The organism is Actinophytocola sp. KF-1 (assembly GCF_054661535.1).
This window is the reverse complement of sequence record NZ_BAAFVK010000002.1, coordinates 54056-78894: the sequence shown is the minus strand read 5'-3', so window position 1 is coordinate 78894 and position 24839 is coordinate 54056. Positions and strand designations below refer to the sequence as shown.

Genomic DNA, 24839 nt, shown 5'->3' with positions numbered 1-24839 from the left:
GGCCGTCCGGTCCCGCACGATCGGGTGCGTGGCGACACTCGTGGTACGACGACCGACCCGCAGGCCCGCCCCGGACATGCCGGGCGGCGAGCTGATCCTGGCCGCGCCGCCGGAGATCCCGCCGCCGCCCGCGCGGCAGTGGGCGCAGCTGCTGATGGTGCTGCCGATGGTGGCGATGATGGCGGCGATGCTGCTGATGTTCTCCGGCTCGCTGACCGGGTCCATCCGCTTCGTCATCTACGGCCTGATGGGCGTCGGCATGCTCGGCATGGTCCTCATGGGACTGTTGCAGGGCGGCGGGCCCAGCAAGCGGGAGATGGGGCACGCGCGCCGCAAGTACCTGCGTGACCTGGCGCAGCAACGGTTGCGGCTGCGCCGCGCGGTGCGGGCCCAGCGCGCGGTCATGGCCTACCTGCACCCGGCGCCTGCGCAGCTGTGGTGGCTCGCCGCCAGCCACCGGCTGTGGGAGCGGCGCCGCGACGACCCCGACTTCGGCGTGGCACGCATCGGCAGCGGCGCGCTCGCGCCCGCGACCACGCTCGTCGCGCCGGACACCAAGCCGCTCGAGGACCTCGAACCGCTGTCCGCGCTGGCGCTGCGGCGGTTCCTCGTCACGTACTCGACCGTCGAACGGCTGCCGATCGCCGTCGCGGTCACCGGGTTCAACCGGATCTACCTGCGCGGTGACCGGGCGGGCACGCTCGACCTCACCCGCGCGCTGCTGGCGCAGCTCGCCACCCTGCACGCCCCGGACGACCTGCGGATCGCGGTGTGCGTCGGCAGCGAGCAGCGCGCCGCGTGGGAGTGGGTCAAGTGGCTGCCGCACGCGCTGCACCCGGAACGCGCCGACGCGCTCGGCCCGCTGCGGCTGGTGACGCCGACGATCCCGGCGCTCGAGTCGGTGCTGGAGGAGGAGCTGGCCAAGCGGCCCCGGTTCGACCCCGACACCGACGTGCGGATCGCGGGACCGCACGTGGTCGTCGTGGTCGACGGCGGCTCGGTCGCCGGTTCCGGTCTGCTGATGACCGGCGGCGGCGTCGAGGGCGTGACCGTGCTCGACCTGACCACGGTGCCGCCGAAGACGCTCGACCGGACGTCGGTGGTGCTGGCCGTCGACGCGGCGGGCGACCTGATCAGCGAGACCACCGACGGCGAGACCCCGCTGGGCCGCGCCGACGAGCTGGACGCGCCGTCCGCGGAAGGCCTCGCCCGCCAGCTCGCGCCGCTGCGGCTGACCGCGGGCATGCGTGGTGACGCGCCCATGACCACCGAACTCGGGCTCGCGGAACTGCTCGAACTCGGCGACCCGTACTCGTTCGACCCGAACGACACGTGGGTGCCGCGCCCGCCCCGCGACCGGCTGCGGGTGCGGATCGGCATCCGGCCCGACGGCACCCCGATCGAGCTGGACCTCAAGGAGTCCGCGCAGGACGGCATGGGGCCGCACGGACTGCTCATCGGCGCCACCGGCTCCGGCAAGTCCGAACTGCTGCGCACCCTCGTGCTCGCGCTGGCGGTGACGCACCCGCCCAGCTCGCTGAACTTCGCGCTCGTCGACTTCAAGGGCGGCGCCACGTTCACCAAGCTCGACAAGCTCCCCCACACCAGCGCGGTGATCACCAACCTGGCCGACGAGCTGCACCTGGTGGACCGCATGACCGACGCCATCAACGGCGAGCTGATCCGCAGGCAGGAACTCCTGCGCGCGGCGGGCAACTTCGCGTCGCTGCGGGACTACGAGAAGGCACGCGCCGCGGGCGCCCCGCTGCCCGAGGTGCCCACGCTGCTGGTGATCTGCGACGAGTTCTCCGAACTGCTCTCCGCCAAGCCGGACTTCATCGACCTGTTCGTCCAGATAGGACGGGTCGGCCGGTCGCTCGGCGTGCACCTGCTGCTCGCGTCGCAGCGGCTCGACGAGGGCAGGCTGCGCGGCCTGGAGAGCCACCTGTCGTACCGGGTCGGCCTGCGCACGTTCTCCGAGCTGGAGAGCCGCGCGGTGCTCGGCGTCAGCGACGCGTTCGCCCTCCCCCGCGCGCCGGGGCACGGGTTCCTCAAGACCGACAACACCCAGCTCGACCGGTTCCGCGCCGCGTACGTGTCGGGCGTGCACGAGCAGCACACCGGCGACGGCGGCGACGTGACCGCGCTCGACCGGCCGGTGCCGCACGACTACACGACCGCCTACGTCGCCGCCGACGCGAGCGCCGGCACCGAACCCGAGCAGGACGACGACGAACGGGTCGGCGAGACGCTGCTGGACATCCTCGTCGACCGGCTGGCGGGCCGGGGCACCCCGGCGCACCAGGTGTGGCTGCCGCCGCTGGACGACGCGGTCACCCTGGACGCGCTGACCGGGGAACCGCGCACGGACGCCGAACGCGGTCTCACCACCGTCCCGGCCGGACAGACGGGCGGGCTGCGGCCGGTGCTGGGCCTGGTGGACCGCCCGTACGAGCAGCGCCGCGACCCGCTCGTGCTGGACCTGTCCGGCGCGGCGGGGCACGTGCTGGTCCTCGGCGGTCCGCAGTCGGGCAAGAGCACCGCGCTCCGCACGCTCGTCACCAGCCTCGCGCTCACCCACACGCCGCGCGAGGTGCAGTTCTACTGCCTGGACTTCGGCGGCGGCACGCTCGCCGCGCTCGACGGCCTGCCGCACGTGAGCGGGGTGGCCGGGCGGCTCGCCACCGGCGCGGTGCGGCGCACGGTCGCCGAGGTCGCGGCCCTGCTGGCGGCGCGGGAGCGGTTGTTCGCCGAGCACGGCATCGACAGCATCGTCACCTACCGCCGCATGCGTGCCGCCGGGCGGTTCGCCGACCAGCCGCACGGGGACGTGTTCCTGGTGGTCGACGGCTGGCTGACGCTGCGCAACGACTTCGACGGGCTCGAGGACGCGGTCAGCGACATCGCCGCCCGCGGTCTGTCGTACGGCGTGCACGTCGTCGCGTCCTGCAGCCGCGCGTTCGACCTGCGCATGAACGTGCGGGACCTGTTCACCAGCAAGCTGGAACTGCGCATCGGCGACCCGATCGACTCGTTGATCGACCGCAAGGCGGCGATGAGCGTGCCCACGGGCGCGCCGGGCCGGGGGCTGTCGACGACCGGGCACCAGGTGCTGGTGGCGCTGCCCAGGATCGACGGCGCGCCGGCCACCGACGACCTGGCCGACGGCCTCGCGGCGCTGGTCGACGCGGTGGCCGCCGCGTGGCCGGGCGAGCCCGCGCCCCGGGTGCGGCTGCTGCCCGCCAGCGTCCCGGTCGCGGACCTGCCGACGACCGACGCGCTGTCCGGCCCCGACGCCGGGTTCGCCGTCGGCATCCGCGAACGCGACCTGGCGCCGGTGCGGCTGGACTTCACCGAGGACCCGCACTTCTTCCTGCTCGCCGACACCCAGTCCGGCAAGACGTCGTTCCTGCGCCAGCTGGCCGGGCGGATATGCCGGGCGTATACCCCGGAGCAGGCGCGGATCGTGGTGGTGGACCACCGCCGCGGGCTGCTCGGCGAGATCGGCGACGACCACCTGCTCGGCTACGGCACCAACGACGCGCACAGCCGGGGCCTGCTCGCCGAGGTGGCCGACGCGATGGCGCAGCGACTGCCCGGCCAGGACGTCACGCCGGAGCAGTTGCGGGCCCGCAACTGGTGGCAGGGCCCGCGGATCTTCGTGCTGGTCGACGACTACGACATGGTGGCGACGCACAAGGAACACCCGTTGATGGCGTTGCTGCCGCTGGTCGCCCAGGGCGCGGACATCGGGCTGCACGTCGTGCTGGCCCGCCGCACCGGCGGTGCCGGGCGCGGGCTGTTCGAGCCGTTCCTGGCGCGGCTGCGGGAGGTCGGCACGTCCGGGCTGATGATGTCCGGCGACCGCGACGAGGGCCCGCTGCTCGGCGGCATGCGTGCCCAGGTGCTGCCGCCCGGCCGCGGCTGGCTCGTGGACCGCAGGGGCGGCAAGGAGTTCGTGCAGCTCGCCTGGCAACCACCCGTGGCCGTTTGAGGTCACCGGGGAGAACGGTCGCCGCCGGGTGTTTTCCTACGACTGCCGAGAGGGGAGCGAACATGTGCGACAGGGTCGACGGGTGCCCGGACGAGATGCGGGCTTTCCTGCAGCTGCGACGAGAACGCCCCGATCTCGCCACCGTGCCGATGGCGGCGCCCGGTGGCACGTGTGGCGGCGGCCTGGCGAGCTGCGCCGCGTTGTCCGAAGTGGACAACGCGGCCACCGGCAAGCTGGTCCGGTTCCTCACCCACATGACGCAGGGCATCGACGCCTACGTGGCGCTCGTGTCGAAGGCGGCGCAGACCTACGAGGACGGCGCGGCCTGGAGCGCCGCCGGGATCGCGGACGCGTGCGACGACCGGGCGCCGGGGCTGCCCGACGTGGCCCCCGAACTCGCCGCCCCGCAAGGCAGCTGAGCGGTGAACCACATCTACACCCTCGCCGCCAACCACCCCCGTGACCTGCTGGCACGGCTGGAGGCCGAGCAGGCGCACGTCGCGCGGCTCGCGGTGTCGTCGCAGATGTGGTCGCGGGCGGCGACGGTCATCGACGAGACCCGGAAGCGGCTGTACGACCGCACGGAAGCGCTGGTGCACAACGCGTGGCACGACGAGGGCGCCACCGCGTTCCGCACGGCGGCCGTCGAGAGCGTCTCCACGATGATGACGTGGCACGGCCTGATCACCTCGTACGGGTTCCCCGGCGGCAGCGTGTCCGCCAGGATCGACGAGCTGGTCGCCCAGTACCCGCGCAACGTCGACCGGGTCCGGCTGATCTGCGAGCAGTACGAGGCCGCGAAGGCGCAGGACGACAGGACGCCCGTCGACCAGTACCTCGCGCAGGCGGCTGCCGTGCTCGGCGAGCACGACCGGAGCGCGCAGGCCGTGACCGCGGTCATGCGCAACATCACGACGTTCGCCGTCGACTGGGCGGGACCGCGCGCGGCGGCCGAGGGCCGCGCGCCGGGCAGCGCCCCGCCCGGCACCCCGGGGAACACCACCGGAGCCGGCGGCTCCCCCGGCGACCCGGCCGAGGCCGGAAACCCCGACACCGCGGCGGAGCCGGAGTCGCCGCGGGACCCGCAGCACGTCGAGCCGGGGGAGCAACCGAACCTGTCGGACGCGCTCAGCGCGGCGACGAGCGCACTGCAGGCCGCGGAAGGGCTGCTCGGCGGTGGCAGCGGCGTGCAGGTGCCCGACCCGATCTCCGTGCCGGACGTGAGCGGGCTCGGCCACGCGCCTGAGCCGTACCGGTACGGCGTGGGCACGCTGCCCACGCTGGCCGGTCTCGACGCGGGCGGCGCGGGTGGCGGCGGGTTCGGCGGCGCGGCCGGGAGTGTGACCGGCGTGGGCACGACCGGTCCCGGCAACCCCGTCGGCACCGGCGACGCCCCGGTGCCGACCGCGTTCGCGCGCGGCGCCGCGGGCACGGCGGCGGCCGTGGGAGCGATGGGGGCGTCGCCGCCGATGATGCCGCCGAACACCGGGGCCGCGGGTGCCCGGCAGTCGCCCGGCGGGATCAAGCCGGGCAACAGCGACCGGCCCGCAGCGCAGCCCCGGCCGAGGGCGCGCCGCGCCGGACCGATGACCCCGGGCGTCGCGCTGACCGGCCGAGCGGGCGCGGGCGCGCCCACACCGGCCGCGCGCCGCGGCTGGGACAGCGACAACGACTCACTGCAGGTGCTGGACGAGCACCTGTGGCAGGTGCACCCGCAGGAGGAGGAAACCCATGGACAAGATCGACGGGGACCCGACCGCGATGGCGGCGACCGCGCAGCAGCTCACCCCGCCCCCGATGCCGGGCTCGCTGGGCCGGGTCGGCGCGCCGATCAACCCACCCGGGCTCGTTGAGGGCTTCGCGATGTCCATTGTGGACAAGCTGGCGTCGGCGGCGGCCGCGGACTACCTGACGAAAGTGACCGGCGACATCGTCAAGCACGCGAGCGACATCCACCACGTCTCACTGGAGTACAGCTGGGCCGACCTCACCTCCGCCGCCGAGCTCGTCGGCGCGTCGGCGAAGCTCGCGAACCAGGGCGTGAGCCTGGTCAAGACCGTGTCCGGCGCCGGTGGCGGCACACCGGGAGCGGCCGCCGAGACCGGACAGGAGTGACCGCATGGCCATCCCCTACAACATGCTGCCGATGGAGATGCTCGTCGCGATGAGCAGCGCCGAGGTCGCGAACGCGCCGGGCTACCTCGACGCGGCTCGCATGTGGACGGACGTGCGCACCTGGATCGACAGCGCGCGCACCGAGCTGCGGAACCGGTCGGAGTCGCTGCTGCCGCACTGGCAGGACCAGGCGGCGCGGGACTGGGCGGCGCAGGTCGAGGCCGACGACGCGGACCTGGCGGGCTGGGCGGCACGCATCGACGCCTCCCAGGTGCCGGCGACCCTGACCACGCTCGCCGGCACGATCACGCGCACCCACCAGGAGGTGCTCGCGCTGCACGGGCAGTACCTGGCCGCCATGTCCAACCCGCTGACGCAGTGGGCGGCGCTCGGTTTCCAGCAGGCGGCCGGTGCGGTGATGACGGCGCTGGGCGCGGAGTTCGACGTGGCGATCGCGAAGACCGCGTCGGCGGCCGGGGTCAAGGCGCCCGACATCCCGGCCGTGGAGATCAAGCCGGCCGCCGACGGGAACACCGCGGAGGACGCGGTGAAGGCGCTGACCGCCACCTCCGGCGCGATGTCCGAGCTGGAGACCCTCGCCACCACGCTGGGCTTCGGCCAGAGCGGCGGCGGGGGCGGCGGCCACTCCGGTGGCCTGCCGTCGCTGGCAGGCCTGGACACCACCCTTTCCGCGATGCCGAACCTGACGTCCGGCGCGACGCCGGGCGCGGGCGCGGCACCGACCCTGTCCGGCATGTCGCTGCCCTACGGCACCCTCGGCGCGACCGGTCTCCCGGCGACGGCGAAACCCCTCGCGGCGAAACGCGCACCGGTCGCGGCGGCGGACATCGCCCCCGGCGTCAGCAACCCGGCCGCCGCGGCGGCGGCCAGGGCCGGGGCCGTGCCGCCGATGATGCCGCCGATGATGCCGCCGATGGGCGCGGGCGCCGCGGGCGCGGCCGTGCGCCCGGCGACGAGCACCACCCCGACGGGCCGCTCCCGTACGACCCGCGGGAAGACCGACGGGTCGGACGCGGTCCCCGCGGACCTGCGCGGCCGCGCCGGGGTGTGAGGCCGGTGACCGTGGCGGCGTGCGGTGGTCGCCGTCACGGTCACCGGGTTTCACCCACGACCGGCTGACCGATATGCGAAGGTGTGGCGCGTGAACGCACTGAGTTACGAAGCCATGGCCAAGCTCCGCAACGACCCGGACGCGAGCGGCGCCGACCTGTTCGCCGCGGCCGAGGAGCTGCGCGACAGCTTCGTCCGCAGCGAGCACCTCATCGGCCTGCTGCCGGGGGACGCGCCGGCAGCGCTCGTCGACGGGCTCCGGCGCGCAGGCCGGGCGGGGGTCGTGGACGCGTGGCTCGAACTCGGCAGGCTCCTCGCGTACGGCGCGGCGCCGTGGGCGCCCTACCCGGAACAGGACATCCCCGCGTCGATCGCCGCCTACCAGGAGGCCGACCGGGCGGGATCGCTCGCCGGTGCGCTCGGGTGGATCAGGATCGCGTACTTCGCGAACAGCGCCGCGCACGAGCAGGCCGCGGCACGGCGGCTCGACGAGCTGCTCGCCGCCAACCCGGACGACACCGACGTGCTGCTGCTGTCGGGTTACCTGCGCTACCAGGGCTACGGCCACCCCGCCGACCCGGCCGCCGCGGTCCCCTACCACCTGGCCGCCGCCGAGCGCGGCAGTGCGGACGCCGCGTTCGAGATGAGCGTCCTCACCGGCACCGGCAGCGGCGTGCCGGAGGACCAGGACGAGTCGCGGCGGTGGACGTTCCGCGCGGCCGAGCTGGGCAGCGTGCGTGCCATGGGGAACCTCGGCGGCATGTACGCGACCGGCCGCGGCGTCGAGCAGAACCCGGTCACCGCGCTCGAGTGGTACGCGAAGGCGGCCGAGGCCGGGCACCCGAGGAGCGCGTTCACGGCCGGCGTGATGTGCCTGACCGGGGACGGCGGCCTGCCCGTCGACGAGGGCCAGGCGGCGAAGTTCTTCGCCGTGGCCGAGGAACTGGGTGTCGACGTGGACGACGAACTCGACGCGATGGGCCTGTCCCGGTAGGCGGTCACGCCTGCCGCGGGCCCCAGCTCACGAGGTCCACGGCGAGCGACAGCAGCTCCGCGAGGCCCTGCTCGTCCGCGCGCAGGTCGTCGCGGCGCCACGCCAGGCTGATCACCCCGGGCCGGCTCGCCCACAGCACGGTCGCGGCGCGGCGCGCGTCGACCGGCCGGATCGTGCCGCCGGCGATGCCGCGCTCGAAGAACGTCCCGCGCCGGCCAGGTTCCGATGCCCCGGCCTTGCGCCTCCGGGAGCAGGCGATCTCCTCGAGGAAGTCACTCGCTCCCGTGGATCACGCACACATGGCCGACGGGCCGCCCGTCCTCCTCGACCACCGCGTACGGGAGTTCGCCGAACTCCTTGTCGGCGACCGCACGCTGTTCGGCGTCGTCCCACCCCGACACCTGCTCGACGTAGGCCCGCGGCGCAGCCCGCCTCACCGCGACGAGGAACTCCCGGTCGCCGCTCGTAGCGGGCCGGACCCCAGGACGTCCGGTCACGGACCGCGGCAGTCGCCGTCGTCCCCGGAGGTGGTCGCGGCCGGGACCGTGCAGCACGCGTCGCCGCGCCAGGCCTCGCGGCCTTCCTTCACCGCGACCGCGGCGATCACCAGCGCTGCCACCGGGTTCGCCCACGACCGGCCGAAGAGGCTGTTCAGCACCAGCCCGGCCGGCAGCACGGCCGACAGGTACGTGCACAGCAACGTCTGCTTGGCGTCCGCCACCGCGCTCGCCGAGCCCAGCGCACGGCCTGCGCGCCGCTGTGCGTACGACAGCCCCGACATCACGGCGAGGCTGACCGCGGCCGGCACGATCCCGACGGTCGAGTGGTCCGCCTCCGCGCCGCCCAGCAGGGCCCGCGCCGACGCCACCACCATGTACGCGGCGAGCGCGAAGAACGACACCGCGATCACGCGCAGCGCCGTCTTCTCCCGGGCGGCGTGGTCGCGTGCCGAGAACTGCCAGGCGACCGCCGCCGCGGACGACACCTCCACCGCCGAGTCGAGCCCGAACCCGATCAGCGCGGTCGACCCGGCGACCGTCCCGGCCGCGATGGCGACGACCGCCTCCACGACGTTGTAGGTGATCGTCGCCGCCACCAGCAGGCGGATCCGGCGGGTGAGGACGGGCGCCGTCATCAGCAGCAGCCCTCGGTCCCGGCCGCCGCGCACGCCTCCGGGTCCACCGTCAGCACCACGTCGAGCAGATCCCCGAGCGCGTGCGCGAGCCCCTGCGAGGCCAGCTCGTAGCGGGTGCGCCTGCCCTCCGGCGCCGCCACCACCAGCCCGCAGCCGCGCAGGCACGTGAGGTGGTTCGACAGCTTCGTCCGGGAGACGCCCAGCGCCTCGGCCAGCTCGGCCGGGTACGCGGGCCCGTCCCGCAGTGCCGGCAGCACCCGGCTGCGGGTCGGGTCGGAGAGCGCGTGCCCGAACCGGGCCAGCACGCCGGCGTGGGTGGCGATCGTCAGCACGCGCGCAGCAGCCGGTGCACCGCGGGCCGGCCTTGACGCGGAGGGCACCGACGCGCTTCGGTGCTGTCGTGACCGGCTCCTACGTCGAACGCGCGCCGCTGCCCGCGCTCGCGGGTGTGGTGCGCACGGTGTGGGTCCAGCGGACGGGCGCGGCGCCGTACGTGCAGCGGCACCTGCCGACGGGCGGGGTCGAGGTCCACTTCCCGATCGGCGGGCGTCCCCAGCTGGTCGGGCCGCTGACCGGGCCAGAGGTCGAGGTCATCCCGCCGCACACCACGATCGCCGGGGTGCGGTTCCTGCCGGGGACGGCGCCGCCGCTCCCGGCGGGGCTCGACGACCTGGTCGACCAGCGCCTGCACCTGACCGACCTGTGGGGCCGTCCGGTGGACCGGCTCGTCGAGGCGATGGCGGTGGTGCCGCCGGAACGGGCGCTCGGGGTGCTGCAGACCTTCCTGGTGCGCGAGTTCCGCCGCGCGGCGCGCCTGGACCCGCTCGTCGGCGCGGCGGTGCGGGCGCTGATGCCGTGGCACCCGGTCAACATCGACGCCCTCGCGGGCCACCTCGCGCTGTCCCCGAGCCAGCTGCGGCGCCGGTGCCTGCACGCGGTGGGCACGAGCCCGAAGGTGCTCCAGCGGACGTTGCGGTTCCAGGGTTTCCTCGCGCTGGCGCAGGCCGGTGCGACCGCGTCGGGCAGGCGCGGCGCGGACGGCGTGGCGGGCCTCGCGATCGACGTGGGGTACGCCGACCAGGCGCACCTGAGCCGGGAATGCCTGCGCCTGACCGGTGTCACGCCACGCGGGCTGCTGGGCGGCGACATCGACCGGTGCGCGTGCGGGCACGAGCACACCGCGTCATACCGGCCGTTCCTCGCCACCCGCGCCACGCCACCGCCGCGGCTCTGAGCCTGCGCGATTCGTTCAAGACCGGGCGATGCCACCGCTCGTAGTGTCGGCGGCGTGGAAGTCCTCCTCTGCCGCGCTGTCCCGGACGTCGTCCGCGCGATCACGCGTGCCGCGTCGACCGGGACGCACCTCGTCCCCCGCGGCGGCGGGCACTGCTTCGCGCACCGGTCGGCCACCGACGGGATCGTGCTCGACATGACGGGGATGGACACGATCGCCGTCGCGGACGACGGGATCGCCACGATCGGCGCGGGCGCGCTGCTGGCGCGGGTGTACGGGGCACTGCACGCCTGTGGCCGCACGCTGCCCGCCGGGTGCGGCCCGACCGTCGGCATCGCGGGCCTCACCCTCGGCGGCGGCATCGGCCTGCTGGGCCGCCGGCACGGCCTGACGTGCGACCGGCTCGTCGGCGCGGACCTCGTCCTGGCCGACGGCAGCGTCGTGGCCTGCGACGACGACCGGGAACGGGACCTGTTCTGGGCGTTGCGCGGCGCGGGCGGCGGCCAGTTCGGGGTGGTCACCGCACTGCGGTTCGCCACGGTCCCGGAGCCGGTGACCACCCGCGTCGAGGCGGTGTGGACGGACGTCGACATGGCCGGGCTGGTCACCGCGTGGCAGGCGTGGGCGCCGGACGCGCCGGACGAGGTGACCGTCAACTTGACACTGGAGGCCGGCAGCGCCCGGCTCTTCGGCGCCACCACGCTGGACGAGGACACGACGCGTGCGCTGCTGCGCGAGCTGACCCCGGACGCCGTCGAGCTGCGCCCCGGTCTGCCGTACCACCGGTTGAAGCACAGCTTCGCGGACCCGCGCGAATCCGACCCCAGCCGGATGCGGTCGGAGTTCTTCGACCGGCCGCTGTCCGACCGGACACTGGCCGAGCTCCTGGCACCCCTGACACGTCCCGGCAGGCAGCTGACGTTCACCGCCATGGGTGGCGCGTACAACCGGGTCACCGAGGACGCGACCGCGTTCGCCCACCGCGGCCAACGGTTCCTGCTGGAACACATCGCCGCCCCGGGCGACGAGTGGCTCGACCGCTCGTGGGCGATCGCGCACCGCGAGGGGTCCGGCCGCGTCTACCCGAACTTCCCCGACCCCGCGCTGGCCGGCTGGGCCACGGCGTACCACGCGGGCAACCACACCCGGCTGGCGGCGGTCAAGAAGGCCTACGACCCGGACCGGTTCTTCGACTTCCCCCAAGCGATCTGAAGGGAGCCCCATGAGCAAGGTTCTCGGCGCCCATGCCGTCTCCGTCGACGGCTACATCAGCGGCCGCACGCCCGACGGCGCCGACGAGTTCGGTCGCGGCCTCGGCGACGCCCCGATGCTGTTCGACTGGTACTTCGACGGCGACACCCCGAGCCGGGTGTTCGACGGCTTCACGCTGAGCGAGCCCAGCGCCCGGATCTTCGACCGGCTCGCCGCCCGGGTCGGCGCCATGGTCGCCGGCCGCACCACCTACGAGCACTCCAGCCACTTCGGCGGCGGCAGCCCGCACCCGGCCGCACCGCTCGTCGTGCTCAGCCACCGCCCCGCCCCGGAGAACACCGGGAAGCAGATCTTCGCCACGACCGTCGAGGACGCCGTCGCCGCCGCCCGCGACGCCGCGGGCGGCAAGGACGTCGGCGTGATGGGCGGCGGCGCGCTCACCGCGGCCCTGGCGGCGGGCCTGGTCGACGAGCTGGTCCTCCACCAGGTACCGGTGCTGCTGGGCGCGGGCCACAGCTTCTTCCGGTCCCTGCCGGACCACGTCAGCCTGCGCCTGGTCGACGCCGTCGCGGCGCCGGGCGTGACCCACCTGCACTACGAAGTGCTTCGTTGACCGAGGAGAACACGATGCTCGACCCAGCCGTGCGCCGCGTACTGGACGGCACCCCCATCGCCCACGTGGCCACCGTCCTCCCGGACGGCTCCCCGCACAGCGTGCCCCTGTGGATCGGCACGGAAGGCGACCGGATCGTCTTCCTGACGGGCCCGGACTCGCGCAAGGCCCGCAACCTCCGCCGCGACCCCCGCGTGGCGCTGTCGATCGCCCCGCCGGACAACCCGTTCGAGCCGGTGGTCATCCGCGGCCGGGTGGTCGAGTGGCTGACGGGCGACGCGGCGTGGGAGGTCATCGACCGCCTGTCCGAGAAGTACATCGGCGCCCCGTACTCCCGCGACCTCGACCGCGTGGTCGTGGTGGTCGAACCGGAACGCCAGACCGTCGGCATCGGCTGATGCGTCAGCCGCTCACGACGCTGTCCACGTGACCGGCAGTGCGTGCACGCCGTAGATGTTCATGTCGGACTTGACCCGCACCTCGGCCGCGGGGACGGCGAGCGCCAGGTCCGGGAAGCGGCGCAGCAGCCCGGCGAACCCGGCACGCATCTCGATCCGCGCCAGCTGCTGGCCGAGGCACTGGTGGACGCCGTGCCCGAACGACAGGTGCCCGCGCGCCTGGCGGTGGATGTCCAGCTCGTCCGCGTCGGCGAAGCGCAGCGGGTCGCGGTTGGCGGCCAGCAGCGACACCACCACGGTCGACCCCTTGCCGATCGTCTCGCCGCCCAGCTCGACGTCCTCGGTGGCGTACCGGTAGAAGATGTCGGCGATCGACAGGTAGCGCATCAGCTCCTCGACGGCGCCGGGCATCAGGTCCGGGTCGGCGCGCAGCTCGGCGAGCTGCGCGGGGTGCTCCAGGAGCGCGAACGTGCCCAGCGCCAGCATGTTGGCGGTGGTCTCGTGCCCGGCGAGCAGCAGCAGGAACGCGGCGCCGGTCAGCTCCTCGATCGTGAGGTCGTCGTGGCGGGCCAGGTCGGACAGGATGTCGTCGCCGGGCTCGGCGCGCTTGCTCGTGACCAGCTCGGTGAGGTAACCGAGCAACGCGCCCAGCGCGCCCATCTTCTCCTCGAGCGTCTGGTCCTTGACCAGGAACTGCGCCGAGTTGGCCTGGAACGTCTCCCGGTCGGCGTACGGCACGCCGAGCAGCGCGCAGATCACCAGCGACGGCACCGGCAGCGCGAACTCGGCCACCAGGTCGACCGGCGGAGCAAGGCTCGCCAGGTGCTCGACCTGCCGTTCGGCGATCTCGACGATCTGCTCCTCGAGCGCCTTCATGCGCTTGACCGTGAAGGCGCCCGTGAGCCGCTTCCGCAGCCGCGTGTGGCCCGGCGGGTCCATCGAGATGAACAGTCCCGGCATCTGCGGGGACGGTTCGGTCGCGGCGGGCATGCCGGGGGTCTCGTAGGGCACGTGGACGATGTCGAGGTCCTGCCGGGAGCTGAAGCGGGTGTCGGCCATCAGCTGCCGGACGGCGTCGTAGCCGGTGACGAGCCAGCCCTCGTGCCCGTCGGGGAAGATCAGCGGGCTGACCGGGCGGGCCGCGCGCAGCCGCGTGATCTCGCTGGGCGGGTCGAAGGGGCCCGCGTCGCGGTCCATGGGCAGGCCGTTCGGGACGGGAACCGTCTGAGTCACCGGAGTTCCTTTCGTGGTGGTTGCGGACATCACGTTCGCCGAGGTGACTGACACGAACCTGACACGGCCCGGACACGTGGCACACTCGCCGCGTGCAGATCGGGGTGCTGGGGCCGTTCGAGGTGCGCACGGACGGCGGCGGCGTCGCCGACGTGCCGGGCGCGCGGCTGCGCGGGCTCGTGGTCGCCCTCGCGCTGAACCCGGGCCGGGTCGTCCCGAAGGCGTCCCTGGTCGACTGGATCTGGGGTGAGCAGCCGCCCGCCGACGCGGCGAACGCGTTGCAGCGGCTGGTGTCCCGGCTGCGGAAGGTGCTGCCGGAGGGCGCGGTCGAGGGGCAGCCCAACGGCTACCGGCTCAACGTGGCGCCCGACGACGTGGACGCCGTCCGGTTCGAGCGCCTCGTCACCCGGGCCCGCGACGACGGGGACCCGCGGCCGCTGCGGGAGGCGCTGTCGCTGTGGCGCGGCACGGCCATGCAGGACGTCGGCCTGCAGGACAGCGAGGCGTTCGACGCGGCCGTCACCCGGCTCGAGGGCCTGCGCCTGAACGCGCTCGAGGACCGGTTCGACGCGGAGGTCCGCGACGGCCGCGGCGCCGCGCTGGTCACGGAACTGACCGACCTGGTGGCCGCGCACCCGACCCGCGAACGCCTGGTCGGCGCGCTGATGCGGGCCCTGGTCGCGTCCGGCCGGGACGCCGAGGCGCTGCAGGTCTACGAGCGCACGCGGGAGACCCTGGCCGACACGCTGGGCGTCGACCCGTCGGCCGAGCTGTCCGACCTGCACGTCGCGCTGCTGCGGGGCGAGCTGGGGCGGCGGGAGGAGGCGCAGAAGACCAACCTGCGTGCCGAGCTGACCAGCTTCGTCGGCAAGGACACCGACGTCGCCGCCGTCGCCGGCCTCGTGTCCGCGCACCGGCTCACCACCCTCATCGGCCCCGGCGGCTCGGGCAAGACCCGGCTGGCCACCGAAACCGCGCGCACGCTGCTCGGCGACCTGCCCGACGGCGCCCGGCTCGTCGAACTGGCCGCGATCGGCGCCGACGGCGACGTGGCGCAGGCGACGCTCGCCGCGCTCGGCCACCGCGACGCGCTGCTCGGCGGCCCACCCGACGCGGAACCGGTGGACCGGGTCGTCGCCGCGATCCGCGACCGGGAGCTGCTGCTGGTCCTGGACAACTGCGAGCACGTGATCGAGTCCGCGGCGGCCTTCGCCCACCGGGTGCTCGGCGAGTGCGGGCGCCTGCGGATCCTCGCCACGAGCAGGGAACCACTCGGCATCACCGGTGAGGCGCTGTGGCAGGTCGTGCCGCTCGCCCTGCCCGCCGACGACGCGGGCCCGGCCGAGATCGCGGCCTCCCCCGCCGTGCGGCTGCTGCGCGACCGTGCCGGTGCCGTGCGGAAAGACCTCGCCACCGACGCCGCCGCGCTGGCCACCATGGCGCGGGTCTGCCGCGCGCTGGACGGGATGCCACTGGCCATCGAACTGGCCGCCGCCCGGCTGCGCACCATGACCCTCGACCAGCTCGCCCACCGCCTCGACGACCTGTTCCGGCTGCTCACCGGCGGCAGCCGCACCGCGCTGCCCCGCCACCGCACGCTGCGCGCGGTGATCGACTGGAGCTGGGCGCTGCTCACCGACGCCGAACGGACCGTGCTGCGGAGGCTGTCGGTGTTCGCGGGCGGCGCGAGCCTCGACGCCGCCGAACACGTCTGCGCGGGCGACACGGTCGAGTCGTGGGAGGTGCTCGAGCTGCTCACCGCGCTGACCGAGAAGTCCCTCGTCGTCGCCGAGGGCGGCGACGCGCCGCGCTACCGCATGCTCGGCACCATCAAGGAGTACGCCGCCCAGCAGCTCGCCGAGGCCGGGGAGGCGGACCTGACGCGGCGCGCCCACCTCGCCCACGTCACCGCGCTCGCCGAGACCGCCGAACCGCACCTGCGCCGCGCGGAACAGCTGACCTGGCTCGCCGCGCTGGCTGCGGAGCACGACAACATCAGCGCCGCCATGCGCGGCGCGCCCGCGGCGGGCGACGCCGCCGGCGCGATGCGGCTCGCGGCCGCCGCGGGCTGGTACTGGTGGCTCGGCGGGCACAAGGCCGAGGGCAACGAGCTGATCACGGCCGCGATCGCGGTGCCAGGCGAGGTCCCCGACGAGGTCCGGGCCACGGTGTACGCGTTCGTCGTGCAGTTCGGCGTCTCCGGGCGCAGCGACCAGCACGACGTGCGGGACTGGATCGCCAAGGCCCACGAGCACGGCCGGGACGTCCAGGACGGTCACCCGGCGCTGCGGCTCATCGGCGCGCTGGCCCGCATGCTGGCGGCGCCGGAGGCGTTGGTGTCCGCGTGGGAGCCGCTGCTGGCCGACGACGACCCGTGGGTCCGCGCGCTGGCGCGGCTGCACCTCGGCAAGATCCGGGTCACCCTCGGCCGCGACGGCCGGGACGCGGAGACCTACCTGGCGACCGCGCTCGCCGAGTTCGGAGCCATCGGCGACCGGTGGGGCGTCTCGTTCGCGCTGACCGAGCTGGCGCAGCAGCTCGCCGTGCGCGGCGAGTTCACGCGTGCCTGCGAGCGGTACGAACAGGCGATCGCCGTGGTCACCGAGGTCGGCGCCATCGAGGACGTCGTACCGCTGCGGGCGCGCCAGGCCCAGCTGCACTGGCTGATGGGCGACGAGGACGCGAGCGCGGCGGCCATGGCGGAGGCGCGGCGGTACGCGGAACGGGCCGCGTGGCCGGAGGCGGGCGCCGAGCTGGCCCTCGTCGAGGCCGAGATGTCGCGCTGGCGCGGCGACGCGGACGAGGCACGCCGCCGGCTCGAGGTGGCGACGGCGATCCTGGGCGACCACGCCGGGCGGCCACAGGTCCAGGCGACGACACAGGACCTGCTCGGCTACCTCGCCGAGGACCTCGGCACCGCCCGCGAGCACCGGGCCGCCGCCTTCCGGGCGGCGTCCGAGGTGGGGCACGCGCCACTGGTCGCGCAGGTGCTCGTCGGCATCGCGGACCTGGCGCTGCGCCGAGGCCAGTACGAGCAGGCGGCGCGGCTGCTGGCGGCGAGCACAGCGGTGCGCGGCCAGCCGGACCGGGCCCTGCCGGACGTGGCCAGGATCGAGCGGACCGCGCGGCGCCACCTCGGTGACACGAGGTTCACCGAGGCGGCGCGGCAGGGGGCGGAAGCGGACCGGGACGAGCTGGTCGCGGTCACACTCGCTTCGTGAACTTCGTGAGCGCCCACACGTAGCCGACGATCCCGATGCCGGCGCACCAGGCGATCGCGGCGATCGCGGACCCGGTCGACGGGGTGCCGTCGAACAGGCCGCGCACCGTCTCGATGATCGGCGTGAACGGCTGGTACTCGGCGAACTGCCGGATGCCCGGGCCCATCTTGTCCGCCGGGATGATCGCGCTCGAGAAGAACGGCAGCATGATCAGCGGCACCGCGAAGAAGCCCGCGGCCTCCGGCGTCTTCGCGGCCAGCCCGAACGCGATGGTCAGCCACGTGACCGCGACGACGGTCAGCACGAGGATCCCGGCGGCGCCGAGCCACTGCGCGAAGGACGCGGCCGGGCTGAACCCCATCAGGAACGCGACCCCGACGATCGCGGCCATGCCGGCCACGGTGCGGAGCACCGTGGACACGACGTGGCCGGTCAGCACCGCGCCGCGGGAGATGTTCATGACGCGGAACCGGTTGATGATCCCCTTGGTCATGTCGGCGTTCACGGCGGTCGCGGTGGCGCCCATGCCGTAGCAGAGGGCCAGCATGACCATGCCCGGCGCGGCGTAGTCGATGTAGTCGCCGCCGCCGACGTCGAACCCGTCGCCGAGCACGTAGACGAACATGAACATCATGACGATCGGGAAGAGGATCGCGTTGAACAGCACGACGGGGTCGCGCATGGTGTGCCTGAAGTTGCGGCGGAGCATGGTCGCGGCGTCGGTCAGTGCGGTGCTCATCTGGTCAGTGCCTCCGTGCTCTGGTGTCCGGTGAGGGCGAGGAAGACGTCGTCGAGGTCCGGCGTGTGCACGGAGAACTCCTCGACGTCGATGGCGTACTCGTCGAGCCGGTCGAGCAGGGACCGCAGCGACCGCACGTCGCCGTCGCCGGGCACCCGCAGGGTCAGGCTCTCGTGTTCCGGCGTGGCCCCGGGCAGCACCCGCGCGGCCGCGTCGAGCCGTGCCGTGTCGGCGAACCGCAGCCGCACGTGGCTGCCGGGGACCTGCCGCTTCAGCTCGCCCGGCGTGCCCTCGGCGACCAGCCTGCCCTGGTCGAGCACGGCGACCCGGTCGGCGAGCTGGTCGGCCTCCTCCAGGTACTGGGTCGTGAGGAAGATCGTCATCCCGTCGGCGACCAGCTCCCGGACGATGTCCCACATGGTCCGGCGGCTGCGCGGGTCGAGCCCGGTGGTCGGCTCGTCGAGGAAGACGATCCGCGGGCGCCCCACCAACGTCATCGCGAGGTCGAGCTTGCGCCGCATGCCCCCGGAGTAGGTCGAGGCCGGCTTGCGCGCCGCCTCGGCGAGGTCGAACCGCGCGAGCAGCTCGCCGACGACCCGCTTCCCCTCGCGGGCGCCGAGGTGCCGCAGGTCGGCCATCAGCCGCAGGTTCTCCGCACCGGTGAGCAGGTCGTCCACGGCGGCGAACTGCCCGGTGACCCCGATGGCGGCGCGCACCGCCCTGGTCTCGGCGGCGGCGTCGAACCCGGCCACCCGCACCGTGCCCGCGTCGGGCTTCACCAGGGTGGTCAGGATGTTGACCGTCGTCGTCTTCCCCGCCCCGTTCGGCCCGAGCAGGGCGAAGACCGACCCTGCCCGAACCTCGAGGTCGATGCCGTCGAGCACCGTGTTGTCCTGATAGGCCTTCCGCAACCCGGAGGCCTCGATCGCCGTTTCCGTCATGCCCACACTGTCGGGGCGCGCGCTGTCACCCCCCTGCCCCGGCGCTGACACGGCCCCTGACACCGCCGGGGCGAGCGGTCAGCCGATGCGCCGGTCGACGGCGACCCAGTTCGTCTCCCAGGTCAGGCCGCCGTCGGCGGAGAAGGCCTGCTCGAACCTGGCCCGGTCGGGTCCCTGCCGGTGGACGAGGAACCGCACGGTGATCGGCCGTCCGTCCAGCTGGTCGTCGCCGTAGAACTCGCCGACGCCGTCGCGGAAGCCGCCGTACACCGACGGGGTGAGCAGCCCGTTGCGCATGTTGACGAAGGTGAGGCTCCAGCGCGCGGCCTGCGGCTCCCAGAGCCGCATGTTGAGCCCCTCGATCCGCCCGGTGGGCCCGGCGACCTTCAGCTCGACGACGTTGGCCCGCCGGTCCATCAGCGGCCGCACGACGGAGGTGCCCTCGAAGTGGAGCCATTCGTCCTCGGTGTCCGACAGCGGCTCGGCCAGCACCCGGACCTCGGTGCGCCAGGCCCCCAGCTCCCAGTCGAAGTCCCGCTGCCCGTCGGCGGCCGACGCGTCCCCGGACGCCAACGCGGACGCCGTCGTGGTCAGCATGAGAGCCGCGAGAAGAGCCACCAGCATTCGCCTGTGTGGCACGGTAAGCAATGCGCGAATGTTCACGCGGCGACTATCGGACCGGAGCACACCATGGACAAGAAGGCACCTGTGGGTAACCTCCCCGCGGCGCGCCCCAACCCGCTGCCCGGCTGCCCCATGGCCGCCGCCTTCGCCGCGATCGGCGGGAAGTGGAAACTGACGCTCCTGTACTGGCTCGCCCACGGCGAGTCCCACTTCGCGGGCCTGCGCCGCCGCGGCGCGCCGATCACCCCCAAGGTGCTGGCGGAACAACTGCGCGAGCTGGAAGCCGACGGCCTGGTGGAACGCGTGGTCACCGGCCCGGTCCCGGCCCCGGTCATCTACCGCCTCACGCCGTACGGCACCACGGTCCTGCCGGTGGTGGAAACCGTCCGCCAGTGGGGAGAAACCCACCTGCGCCACACGCACGACGACACCACCGCCACCGACGCGATGAGCTGCGCCCGCCCGGTCGCGTGACCCCGGCCGCGGAGAAGGTCCACGGCGGACACGTGTGTGTCCGATCGGGACCGCCGCGGAAGTGGAGCGTCGGGCACGGGTAGCGGAGCGCACGACGACGGTGCCGTCACCGCTCCCGGACCAGTCCGGTTTCTTCCGTATCCAGCCCGGGCGCGTAACGCATCCGGCCGGCCGCCGACACTTCATGGTGCGGTTCGGAATCCTGGGGCCCGTGCGCGTGCTGCGGGACGACGCGCCGGTCGACGTCGGCGGGCCCAAGCAGCGTGCGCTCCTGACGTTGTTCCTGGCCCGGCCCAACGAGGTGCTCACCGCCGACTGGCTGGCCGACGCGCTGTGGGACGGCCGCCCGCCCGGCAGCGCGCACGTCACGCTCCGCACCTACGTCACCGGGCTGCGCCGCGCGCTCGAACCCGGCCGGGGCAGGCGCGCGCACAGCGACCTGCTCCGCGGTCACCCCGGCGGCTACGAGCTCCACGTCGACCCGGACGCCATCGACGCGGCGCGCTTCACCCGCTTGACGGCGGCCGCGGCCGTCGCCGACCCGGTGACGGCCGAGCGCCTGTACGGGGAGGCGCTCGCGCTGTGGCACGGCGATCCGCTGGCCAGCGCCGCCGGTCTCGCCGCGGTGCGGCCCGACGTCACCCGCCTCACCGAGGCCCGGCTCGCCGCCGTCGACGGCCGCCACGCGGCCGCGGTCGCCGCGGGGCGGCACGAGGCCGTGCTGCCCGAACTGCTCCAGCACGTGGCGGCGCACCCGCAGCGCGAGGCGGCGCGGGCCACCCTGATGCTCGCCCTCTACCGCGCGGGCCGCCAGACCGCCGCGCTCGAGGTGTACGCGGCCGGGCACCGGCTGCTCACCACCGAGTTCGGGGTCGAACCGGCGCCTGCGCTGCGTGCCCTGCACCACCAGATCCTCACGCACACGGTGCCGCTGCCCGAGCGCGGGCTCTACGGCCGGGAGCCGGAGCTGACCAGGCTGACCGCGCTCCTGGACGAGGCGCACCGGGGTCAGGGCCGGATCGTGACGGTCGTCGGGGAGGCGGGCATCGGCAAGACCAGCCTCGCCGCCGCCGTCCGGGACCGGGCGCGGGCACGCGGTGTGCCGGTGGTGTGGGCCCGCTGCCCGGACATCGGCCGCACACCGCCGTTCTGGCTGTGGACCCAGGTCGTGCGTGAACTGTCCACAACGGACCCCGTGCTGGCCGCGTTCGCCGAGGGCCGGGCCGCCGGGACCGCCGGCCCGGCGGGACGCTTCCGCACCTACGACGCCGTCGCGGCGCTGCTGAAGGAGGCCGCGGCGCCCGGCGGGCTGGTCATCGTGCTCGACGACCTCCACGCCGCCGACCCGGACTCCCTGCTGCTCCTGCGCTACCTCGCGCCCACCGTCGCGGCCGCCCGCGTCCTCGTCGTCGCCACGTCCCGCCCGTACGACCACCTGCCCGCGATGGTCGCCGCCGTCGCCGACCTCGTGCGCACCCCCGGCGGCACGCGGCTGCGGCCCGCCGGGCTCGACGCGGGCGCGGTGGCCGACCTGGTCCGGGCGGTCACCGGGGCACCGCCGCCGCCCCGGCTCGTCGACCGGCTGGTCGCACGCACCGGCGGCAACCCGTTCTTCATCACCGAGGTTCTCGCGGCCGACCGCACCGGCGCGGCGCTCCCGCCCAGCGTCCGCGACGCCGTCCGCGCGCACGTCGACACGCTGCCCGGCCCGGCCCGCGCGTGCCTCGACCTGCTGGCCGTCGCGGGCCGCGACCTGCCGCCCGCCCTGTTCGACGACGTCGGTCACCTGGCCGAGGCCGTCACGGCGCACCTGGTCACCGAGGCCGGCGACGGCGCGGTCCGCTTCCGGCACCCGCTGTTCGCGGAGGTGGTCTACGCCGCGCTGCCCCCGGACCGCCGCGCCGCGCTGCACGCGCGGCTCGCCGACCGCGCGGACCTGACGTCCGCGGAACGCGCGCACCACCACGGCCGCGCGGGCCACGTCGAGGAGCACCTCCGCTGGACGCTGCGCGCGGCCGACGAGGCCACCCACCGCCTCGCCTACGAGGACGCCGTCTCGCACCTGGACCGCGCCGCGGACCACCTCGCGCACGTCGCCGACGCGGAGGGCGAGCTGGCGGTGCAGCTGCTGCGGATGTCGGTCCTGCAGGTCACGGCGGGCATCGGCAGCGACGAGGTGGCCGCCGCGGCCACGCGGGCGCGGGCGCTGCTCCCGCAGGCGGGTCCCGAGGTGGACCAGCGGCCCGCCCTGTGGGCGCTGGGCGAGGTCGCGTGCAACCACGCCGACTTCGCGGTGGCCGACGACCTCGCCACCCGGCTGTGCGCGGCGACCGACGACGGCACCGGCCTGGTCGCGGTCGGCGGCCACTACCTGCGCGGCGTGGTCGCCTACTTCACCGGCGGGCTGGCGGCCGCCGAGTCCTTCCTCGACACCGCGCTGGACCTGCTCGCCGAGGCCGGCCCGGTCCCGCCTGCCCGCACCCCCACCTTGACCGTGCACCACTTCCGCGCCCTCGTCCGCTCCCTGCGCGGCGACCGCACCGGCGCGGCGGCCGACCTCGCCGAGACGCGCGCCGCCGTGGACCCGCACGGCCGCGCCAACGCCGCCCTGTTCGCGGGCTGGGCAGCGCTGCAGGAACGCGACGGCGACGCGGGCCGCGTCGCGGGCGCGCGCTGCCACGCGGTGGGCGTCGAGGAGAACATGCCGCACTTCGTGCACACCGGCGCGTTCCTCACCGAGTGGGCGGCGGTCCGGCGCGGCGAGGTGGGCAGGCTGGCGGCGATGCGGGCGGCAGGCGATGGCGTGTACCGGCTTGGCCTGCGCTCGACCCGCACGATCACGGCGGCCGCCATGGCCGACACGTACCTGCTGGCCGGTGACACCGCGACCGCTGCCGGGCTGGCGGACGAGGCGCTGACCTGGGCGGACACCACCGGTGAGCGGGTGCTGGCCGCCGAGCTGCACCGGATCCGGGGCGTCGCCACCGGTGACCACGCCGCCCTGCGCACGGCCGCCGGGCTGGCCGCGGCGCAGGGCGCCCGCCTGCTGTCGGCACGGGCGGCGGCCGACCTCAACAGGATCTCCACAGCCGCGGGCTGAACTGGCGGCATGCACACGGAAGACGTTGACGTACTGGTGGTCGGCTGCGGTCCGGTCGGCGCGCTGACCGCGAACCTGCTGGGCGTGCGCGGCGTGCGCACGCTGGTGGTGGAGCACAGCACCGAACCGCACGGGCAGCCGAGGGCGTTCTCGTGCGACGACGAGGCGCTGCGGATCTACCAGCAGGCGGGCCTGCGCGACGAGGTCGTCGCCGACATGCACGTCCCGTCGGCCGCCGAGTACGTGAACGCGAAGGGCAGGGTGTTCGCGCGCATCGCACTGGACGAGATCGACTTCGGTCTCGGCGCCCGCCCGCTGTACTTCTTCGACCAGCCGAGGCTGGAGGCGACGCTGCGCGCGGGCCTGGACCGGTTCGAGCACGTGACGCTGCGCACCGGCGTGACCATGGCGGCGCTGTCCCAGGGCAGCTCGACCGTGACGGCCGTGCTGCGCGACCGGGCGACGGGCACGGAGAGCAGGGTCCGCGCGCGGTACGTGCTGGGCTGCGACGGCGCCCGCAGCGAGACGAGGCGCGCGGCGGGCATCGCGCTGACCGGCTCGTCCTACGCGGAGCAGTGGCTGGCGGTGTCGGGCACGGTGCCGACGGCCGCGGTCCGCGTCGGCACCACGCGTTTCGTGTGCGACTGGCGCCGCCCGGCGTTCGTGTCGCCGGGCGCCCACGGCACGTACCGCCTCGAGTTCATGCTGCACGCGGGCGAGACCCCGGAGGCGATGGACGTCGCGGCACTGGTCGCCCCGTACGTGGACCCCGGCCGCTTCACCGTGACCAGGTCCACCGGCTACACCTTCCACCAGCTGATCGCGTCGCGCTGGCGGTCGGGCCGGGTGTTCCTCCTCGGCGACGCGGCGCACCAGATGCCGCCGTTCCTCGGTCAGGGCCTGTGCAGCGGCCTGCGCGACGCGGCGAACCTGACGTGGAAACTGGCGCTGGTGCTGGCAGGCGACGCGGACGAGGCGCTGCTGGACACCTACGAGGTGGAGCGCAGACCCCACACCGAGGAGATGGCGGCCACGAGCGTGCGCATGGGCCACGTGTTCCTGGTGCGCAACAGATTCGCGGCGGCCGCGCGTGACCTGGCACTGACGACGATCCAGCGCATCCCACGAGTCCACCGCTTCATCAGCCGGTTCGAGTTCAAACCCGTCCCCGCCCACCGCGAAGGCCTCATCGCGGGCGGCCACCGCACAGGCGTGCTGGGCACGATGTTCCCCCAGCCGAGGGTCGGCGGGCAGCCACTGGACGACCTGCTGGGCCCGGGCTTCGCCGTCCTCGGCCCGGCGGTCACCCCGTCGACGGCCGCTGGCTGGGCAGGCCCACCCGCGACCTTCCACCACGTGACCCCGGCCCCGACCGGCGCGGCAGGCGAACTGGCGGACGAGACATTGGCCGCGTGGTTCACCCGGCACGGCGTCGACATGGTCGTCCTACGCCCGGACCGCTTCGTGTACGCGACCTCGGTGTCCGACGTGACGGCCCCGCTGACCACCTGTCCACACCGGACACCAACGCCCTAGACAACGCCCCCTTTGTTACGCGATGCCCGACGCGGGCGACTCCCTGTACAGCGGGGCAACCTCCTGGTCATCACCGAGGAGTTCGGCGATTTCGAGGGCAGCGAACGACTTCTGCTGGACGTCACCCAGCTCATCTCGTTGCCCGAGGCGGAGGAGTTCACCATCCGGCAGCGCCGTAGCCGGCGCTGCCGTTCCCCGCGCACGC

Annotated in this window: 21 protein-coding genes; 14 read left to right on the top strand and 7 right to left on the bottom strand. The window is 74.5% G+C overall.

Annotated elements, in window-relative coordinates:
* Positions 1 to 28: 28 nt before the first annotated feature.
* From eccCa to ACYQ77_RS06120, 6 genes are all read left to right on the top strand, one after another.
* Complete coding sequence (eccCa, locus tag ACYQ77_RS06145) at positions 29 to 3994, top strand: type VII secretion protein EccCa (RefSeq protein ID WP_459708297.1); 3966 nt, start codon at positions 29 to 31, stop codon at positions 3992 to 3994.
* A gap of 62 nt (positions 3995 to 4056) precedes the next feature.
* The gene (locus ACYQ77_RS06140) at positions 4057 to 4413 is read left to right on the top strand and encodes a hypothetical protein (RefSeq protein ID WP_459708295.1); all 357 of its coding nucleotides are present in this window, start codon (positions 4057 to 4059) and stop codon (positions 4411 to 4413) included.
* Positions 4414 to 4416: 3 nt separating this feature from the next.
* Positions 4417 to 5847, top strand: coding sequence for a hypothetical protein (locus ACYQ77_RS06135; protein ID WP_459708293.1), 1431 nt, complete (start codon positions 4417 to 4419; stop codon positions 5845 to 5847).
* Between the two features lie 10 nt (positions 5848 to 5857).
* Complete coding sequence (locus tag ACYQ77_RS06130; protein WP_459708291.1) at positions 5858 to 6109, top strand: hypothetical protein; 252 nt, start codon at positions 5858 to 5860, stop codon at positions 6107 to 6109.
* Positions 6110 to 6113: 4 nt separating this feature from the next.
* Positions 6114 to 7181, top strand: a complete 1068-nt coding sequence (locus ACYQ77_RS06125; RefSeq protein ID WP_459708290.1) for a hypothetical protein — start codon at positions 6114 to 6116, stop codon at positions 7179 to 7181.
* Positions 7182 to 7271: 90 nt separating this feature from the next.
* Positions 7272 to 8174: a tetratricopeptide repeat protein gene (locus ACYQ77_RS06120; protein WP_459708288.1), complete on the top strand. Its 903-nt coding sequence runs from the start codon at positions 7272 to 7274 to the stop codon at positions 8172 to 8174.
* 272 nt (positions 8175 to 8446) lie between these two features.
* On the opposite strand, the gene ACYQ77_RS06115 is transcribed toward ACYQ77_RS06120, so the two are convergent.
* The 3 genes from ACYQ77_RS06115 to ACYQ77_RS06105 are packed head-to-tail and all read right to left on the bottom strand — an operon-like array spanning position 8447 to position 9641.
* A complete protein-coding gene (locus ACYQ77_RS06115; protein ID WP_459708286.1) occupies positions 8447 to 8611 on the bottom strand; it encodes a hypothetical protein in 165 nt (54 codons plus the stop codon).
* A gap of 56 nt (positions 8612 to 8667) precedes the next feature.
* Positions 8668 to 9309, bottom strand: coding sequence for a cation transporter (locus tag ACYQ77_RS06110; protein WP_459708284.1), 642 nt, complete (start codon positions 9307 to 9309; stop codon positions 8668 to 8670).
* Positions 9309 to 9641 (bottom strand): ArsR/SmtB family transcription factor, encoded by a 333-nt coding sequence (locus ACYQ77_RS06105; RefSeq protein ID WP_459708282.1) that lies wholly within the window; start codon positions 9639 to 9641, stop codon positions 9309 to 9311. The genes ACYQ77_RS06110 and ACYQ77_RS06105 overlap by 1 nt, the downstream gene beginning before the upstream one ends.
* A gap of 68 nt (positions 9642 to 9709) precedes the next feature.
* On the opposite strand from ACYQ77_RS06105, the gene ACYQ77_RS06100 reads away from it, so the two are divergent.
* The 4 genes from ACYQ77_RS06100 to ACYQ77_RS06085 are packed head-to-tail and all read left to right on the top strand — an operon-like array spanning position 9710 to position 12766.
* Positions 9710 to 10543: a helix-turn-helix domain-containing protein gene (locus ACYQ77_RS06100; protein WP_459708280.1), complete on the top strand. Its 834-nt coding sequence runs from the start codon at positions 9710 to 9712 to the stop codon at positions 10541 to 10543.
* Between the two features lie 54 nt (positions 10544 to 10597).
* A complete protein-coding gene (locus ACYQ77_RS06095) occupies positions 10598 to 11755 on the top strand; it encodes an FAD-binding oxidoreductase (protein WP_459708278.1) in 1158 nt (385 codons plus the stop codon).
* 10 nt (positions 11756 to 11765) lie between these two features.
* Positions 11766 to 12368, top strand: coding sequence for a dihydrofolate reductase family protein (locus ACYQ77_RS06090; RefSeq protein ID WP_459708276.1), 603 nt, complete (start codon positions 11766 to 11768; stop codon positions 12366 to 12368).
* A gap of 14 nt (positions 12369 to 12382) precedes the next feature.
* On the top strand, positions 12383 to 12766 hold the full coding sequence (locus ACYQ77_RS06085; RefSeq protein ID WP_459708274.1) for a PPOX class F420-dependent oxidoreductase: 384 nt from the start codon (positions 12383 to 12385) through the stop codon (positions 12764 to 12766).
* A 12-nt stretch (positions 12767 to 12778) separates the two neighbouring features.
* Here ACYQ77_RS06085 and ACYQ77_RS06080 read toward each other — a convergent pair whose 3' ends face one another.
* Positions 12779 to 13999 carry a cytochrome P450 gene (locus ACYQ77_RS06080; RefSeq protein WP_459708271.1) on the bottom strand — a complete coding sequence of 407 codons (1221 nt, stop codon included), beginning with the start codon at positions 13997 to 13999 and terminating at the stop codon, positions 12779 to 12781.
* A gap of 92 nt (positions 14000 to 14091) precedes the next feature.
* On the opposite strand from ACYQ77_RS06080, the gene ACYQ77_RS06075 reads away from it, so the two are divergent.
* Entirely contained in the window at positions 14092 to 17220 is a 3129-nt protein-coding gene (locus ACYQ77_RS06075) for a BTAD domain-containing putative transcriptional regulator (RefSeq protein WP_459708269.1), read from the top strand.
* On the opposite strand, the gene ACYQ77_RS06070 is transcribed toward ACYQ77_RS06075, so the two are convergent.
* The 3 genes from ACYQ77_RS06070 to ACYQ77_RS06060 form a co-directional block, all read right to left on the bottom strand.
* Positions 17204 to 17959 carry an ABC transporter permease gene (locus ACYQ77_RS06070; RefSeq protein WP_459708267.1) on the bottom strand — a complete coding sequence of 252 codons (756 nt, stop codon included), beginning with the start codon at positions 17957 to 17959 and terminating at the stop codon, positions 17204 to 17206. The two genes, ACYQ77_RS06075 and ACYQ77_RS06070, sit on opposite strands and share 17 nt — an antisense overlap.
* Positions 17956 to 18900, bottom strand: coding sequence for an ATP-binding cassette domain-containing protein (locus ACYQ77_RS06065; protein WP_459708266.1), 945 nt, complete (start codon positions 18898 to 18900; stop codon positions 17956 to 17958). The genes ACYQ77_RS06070 and ACYQ77_RS06065 overlap by 4 nt, the downstream gene beginning before the upstream one ends.
* A gap of 78 nt (positions 18901 to 18978) precedes the next feature.
* Positions 18979 to 19524, bottom strand: coding sequence for a hypothetical protein (locus ACYQ77_RS06060; protein WP_459708264.1), 546 nt, complete (start codon positions 19522 to 19524; stop codon positions 18979 to 18981).
* 84 nt (positions 19525 to 19608) lie between these two features.
* On the opposite strand from ACYQ77_RS06060, the gene ACYQ77_RS06055 reads away from it, so the two are divergent.
* From ACYQ77_RS06055 to ACYQ77_RS06045, 3 genes are all read left to right on the top strand, one after another.
* A complete protein-coding gene (locus tag ACYQ77_RS06055; RefSeq protein WP_459708262.1) occupies positions 19609 to 19998 on the top strand; it encodes a winged helix-turn-helix transcriptional regulator in 390 nt (129 codons plus the stop codon).
* A 211-nt stretch (positions 19999 to 20209) separates the two neighbouring features.
* On the top strand, positions 20210 to 23098 hold the full coding sequence (locus ACYQ77_RS06050) for a BTAD domain-containing putative transcriptional regulator (RefSeq protein WP_459708260.1): 2889 nt from the start codon (positions 20210 to 20212) through the stop codon (positions 23096 to 23098).
* 9 nt (positions 23099 to 23107) lie between these two features.
* Entirely contained in the window at positions 23108 to 24634 is a 1527-nt protein-coding gene (locus ACYQ77_RS06045) for a bifunctional 3-(3-hydroxy-phenyl)propionate/3-hydroxycinnamic acid hydroxylase (RefSeq protein ID WP_459708258.1), read from the top strand.
* Positions 24635 to 24839: the final 205 nt, after the last annotated feature.